Annotated in this window: 2 protein-coding genes; both read right to left on the bottom strand. The window is 43.9% G+C overall.

Annotated features, from left to right (window positions below; translation table 11 throughout):
- Positions 1–4,415 (bottom strand): DUF4855 domain-containing protein (locus tag H8710_RS13280; protein WP_249296327.1); only part of this gene is annotated, 4,415 nt, incomplete at its 3' end.
- Between the two features lie 395 nt (positions 4,416–4,810).
- Positions 4,811–5,033: hypothetical protein (locus H8710_RS13275; RefSeq protein WP_249296325.1), on the bottom strand; the 223-nt coding region annotated here is incomplete at its 5' end.

Here is a 5,033-nt window from a genome sequence, read left to right as displayed (position 1 = left end):
TCTTCATTCAGATAGTAGGTCTTGCCGTCTACCTTGGCGAAACCGGTAACGTACTCGCCGTCAGCGTCTTTGAGCTTGTAGCCGTCTTCCGTCTCTTCCCAGGTGTATTTGTCATCGCCAGTGGGAGGAGTTTCGGGATCCGGTTTATCATCGGGTTTCGGGGTAACGCTTCCGCCTCCACCGGAACCAGAGCCGCCGCCTGTAGATCCGCCAACGGAACCGCTATTATCAAATCCACCATTATCCATGAATTTACCAATAGCAGGATCATTTGGGAAGTCGCTTGCTGTAATATAATCCTTTTGAGTATAGGTCCCCTTCATCAGCTGGTAAGAATAATTGTATGCATTTCGAATAACAGGTTCTCCAGATGTAGCACATGCAATCATCGGATCCGCATAATACCAGGCACGATGGACATTGGGACCATCATACCCGTATTTTTCCGCGGCATTGAGATAATCAAGCCATTTATTGTATTCGTCAAAGTGATCATTGTAAATACGGCTGTCCATTTCCATTTCCGGTCCCATATGGGCGTAGTTTAACTGTTTGTGGAAGTTTTCAAACAATCCGTTTCCGTTCTTCACCAGCTCACCGTAACCGCCAACTTGATAAGGAGATTTAAACATATGGTTTGGTTGATAAGTTACCCCATCAAAGCCCAAAGCAATACCGTTTCGGCATCCTATGGAAGCATAATAGGGAATCCAGTAGGAATAGAACCCTTTGGCATGTACCGCATCATTGAAATACATAATCATGTCTAAATTGCCTTTTGCCGATTCACTCAGCCAATAAAAGCCATTAAAATCAATATAGTCGTGTTCAACAGTTTCTAAGCGCTCTAAGACCTCATCAATCCACCAATCAATGGCATATTCTCTATCTTCTGGTACGCTGGGGTCGATTGTGCGGCCATCGAGTTCACCAAAATGAGTGCTACGTACATCTGGATACATGATGACCATCTTTACCCTGTAATTGGGGTCTCCCAGGTCAAGGGATGCCTGCCTTGCAGCAGCATTGAGCATTTCCACATCGCCGCCAGTGGCGAACATTTTATCCAGATACCAGAACCAGTCTTCGGAAGTAGCGTGTTCTACTCCTCCCGAGGGCTGAACAAAATTGCGTCCGTATCTAGTGGTGAGTGCCAAGAACAAGACTGTGTCGAACATGGTATCGACCACTTGGTTTTGATCGTTGACATAGGTCAGCATATAGCGCAATTTTTCAGGAGTATAGGTTCCCGAATACATACCGGATTCGGTATCGAAACCACCGCCCCACTGATTGTAACAGAGGAGCATATCTCTTACGCCGCCCGCCTCTTCAGGCGTCAGATAGTTTGTTGTGTCAACATCTTTGCCGAAGTCGGCCAATCGGACACCATCTAACTGCCCATCGTAGCCGGGTACAATGATCTCGTCAATAAAGCCCCACCCAGGCAGTTCCATATCGACCCGGACATAACGTGCTGCAATCATTTCATCCTCGACGTATGTCCTTTTAATTAGCTTTTCATTACCCAAAGGAACATTCCATCCATACTGAACAATTCCCTTAGGTAGGTTTCCGCTAACCGAAACATCCTGGCACAACGTTACCCAGGTTTGCCCATCCACAGACGCATAAACTGTTGTAGAAGTGTCAGCAATCGCTGCAGCAGGATCGACATATGTGTTAAAGTAGATGGATTTAATGGATTTAATATCCTTCAAATCAACCACATAAGATTTAACAGGATAATTGGACCGGACGTCAGCTTTATATTCCCCTGGTTCCACAGGAGTGGCATTCATATGATAGGCTATCCATGCAGGATCGCCATAGTTTCCAGTAGCAACTTGGCCGTCGGTCAGTTTGTGCCCATTATCAGCATATGAAGCAGCCGGCACAGTGGCAGGAATAGTGGTATAAGGTTTTCCAAGCGCCACATTGTAAGCACCGGTCTCGTCCCGGAAAATCGGTTCGGATGCGTCGGAACGCTCTCCATATACGCCAATAATTTTGACTTCATCAATTGCAATTGTATTGCTGCTCATTGGAATATCGAATTCCAAGCGAAGCTTCTGAACATACAGTGTTTTGGCGCCCTCTTTTACCGGATCAAAGGCATCTGCCACGCTATCCCAAGTCATTTTTATAGTAGAAGCAGAAGATGGCGGAGTATTGGAGAAGGTCTTTAGTTCAATCCACTGGCCCTGGCCATTCGCTACCGAAAGGGTTAGATTCTGAGGAATTGTGACTTTTCTGGCCGGATCATGCTTTGAACTGAGCACAATCTGAGAAATTGAACCGGGAGAATACAAATCAAATTCCATCGTCACGTGGTTATTTTGTGAAGCAGAATATTTATAACCCGCCCAATAAGGATCCATATTGGTGAATGTAGATGCGTAAAGACCATCAGTTAAAACACTGGAAGTATTGATATCCGGGGTTCTGGAAAGTCTAAAGTTGGTATAGCCTCGAATCAAGTTACTTTCTTTGCCGTTATCAGGATTTGCATTGGGATCCTCGTTCAGATCTGCCTTTTGCAGCACCTCGATTTCATCTACAAATACCCAACCGGTTGCGACATAATGAACACGTACATATCTGCCGGACACCGGTGCTGAAGCCGTGGCGACAAAACGGTTGACACGATCACCCGTGGGGAAATTGGTATCCTCATCTGCCAAAACCGTCCAATTTTCGTTATCCGAAGAGTATTCTACCTTCATATGGGAGGGATTGCGTATTGCAGGGCCAGCCTGAGCCAAAACGCCGGCCTTCACCTGTTCAAAACTTTTTATGGAACCTAAGTCAATGGTCACATATAAGTCGTCGAGGCCTGCGTCAGTACCATCATGAGTAAGAAATGCAAACCATTGGGGAGCACGGAAGTAAACTGGGCCGCGCTTGCCATCTGTCAGCATATTTCCGGTACGATCGGGATAGGAGCTATTTGCAGGCCAAGGAGAAGTATAGCTGCATCCATAAGCAATATTGTTTGAATCTATTTCGATAGGGTCTTCGTCGCCAGGAGTTACAATGGAGGAACCTGCAAGCACTTTGACTTCATCCATAAAAATCCAGTTTCCACCGTTTACTTCAATTTTTATGTAACGTCCGTCCACTAAGCCCGGGGCAGTGGAAACCGGACACTGGTGACGATAAATTGCTGCGGTAGCAGTACTTTGAAAATCTATATCCTTGTCAGACAGCACTGTCCACGCAGAAGCATCATTAGAGTATGATACCTTGACATGTTTGGGAATAGTAATACCTGTTCCATCCGCCTTAATAAAGTTCATTTCTACCATGCCGAAAGACTGAACTGCCCCCAAATCTAGAACGACTTCCAATTTGGAGTTGTTGTACCCCACCCAGAAATCATCATTGTATTTCAGTGTTCCGATTCGGCTGTCCGTCAACTTTGTACCAGGATTGGTATCTGAATAGGTGGGACTGGGCGCAGGATTGGTGGTATAGCTTTTACCAGCGGCTAAGTTGTCTGGATCGACTTCCACAGGCTCATTTACAGTTAATAGGCAGCTGACACTATTCGCTTTGGTACTGTAGTAACCATCTTTGGCATTGGTAACAGTTACCCGATAAGTACCGCCATCAGCCAAAGTAGCATCATCAATAGTATACTCCGGCTGATCCCAGGATAGAGATACACCATCCTTAAACCACTCGTAACTTAAATTGCCACCATCCGTACAAGAAGCTTCCACCGATAACGTGATGGACTCTCCGGTCTGGATGCTTTCAAAGGCATTTAGATTCTTCTGAATAACTGGTTTTTCGCATATTTGTCCGCTGAGTTCTCCGTAAATTTCTATTTCATCTACAAACAACCAGTGTTCATAATATTCAATAGTTGCTTCGATTTTTACATAGCGTGTCTCTACTGCATCCTTAATACCGGTCTCATAGTTGTATACGCAAATTGGATTTAAGCCATCTCTGAGACCGCTGTCCTCAGAAAAAGAAGTCCAGGTTTCTCCATCCTGAGAGTAGGATACCTTAACCGACATCGGAGAATAAATCCCTCCGCCGCCGGCACCAGTATATAGGAAACCAACAGAAACGCCAGAAAACGTTGCTCCTCCTAAATCAACTACCAATTCCAGATTGCTGGTGTTGTAACCAACCCAGTTTGCATCTTTCGCAGATAGTTCTGCACGCATTCCATCAGTGAGCTCATTGTCAGAGTCAGGATAAGCCTCTGCAGCTGGTACATTGGTAGTATAGCCTTTTCCAAGAGCAATATTTTCCGGTGTCGCTTTGACAGTATTGCTTTCTATATCTCCTGCATAAATGCCTGTTTCCAAAGCACCTGCGGGCACACTGCTCAATAGGCAGGTAAAAGCCAAAAGCGCACAGAGACAAGAAGCAAACTTCTTAAAACGTTTGTGTAACATAATCAATCTCCTTTTCATTATAATACCCCATAGATTATTTTTCGGGAACTATTAATCCCTTACCATACTATAAACACATTATAAATCAAATCAGACTTACGAAAAGTGTATTTTTTATACTTTGTAGTTTTTTTTATACTTAAGCACTGAAGTTTTATCAAATTTATTATTAAAGAAATTACTAGCAAAACTAAAATGGCAATTTATTATTATTTTAAGGCAATATTTTATTAATAATATCTAAAATTATTCTCATAGACAATAAAATAAGTAAATTCACTCACAAAAGTGTACAAATTCAAGCCATGCAGATTTAAAAAACACCCTGCACAATACGAAACATATAAATCTAATTTCTAAAAAAGGAACTTCCTTCGTCAATCCTGTCTTTCTTCTCATTCTGCTCCACTACCATCCTCTCTCAGAACGAGGCAGAGATAAGATAAAAGAAAAGACAGTGTGGATAAATCATCCACACTGTCTTTTCTTATCACTCCTCCTGTCAGGCTCGAACTGACGACCTCTGCGGCGCACCACGCAAGCGTGGTGCAGACAGCCGCGATCCGTCTCCCGAAACGCAGTACCGTGAGTGCAAGTCTGAAAAAGTTAACGAAAAAG

The sequence above is a fragment of the Fumia xinanensis genome, assembly GCF_014384905.1.
Classification (GTDB): Bacteria; Bacillota; Clostridia; order Oscillospirales; family Ruminococcaceae; genus Fumia; species Fumia xinanensis.
The sequence above is the reverse complement of the archived record's forward strand: the minus strand, read 5'-3'. Positions and strand labels throughout refer to the sequence as shown.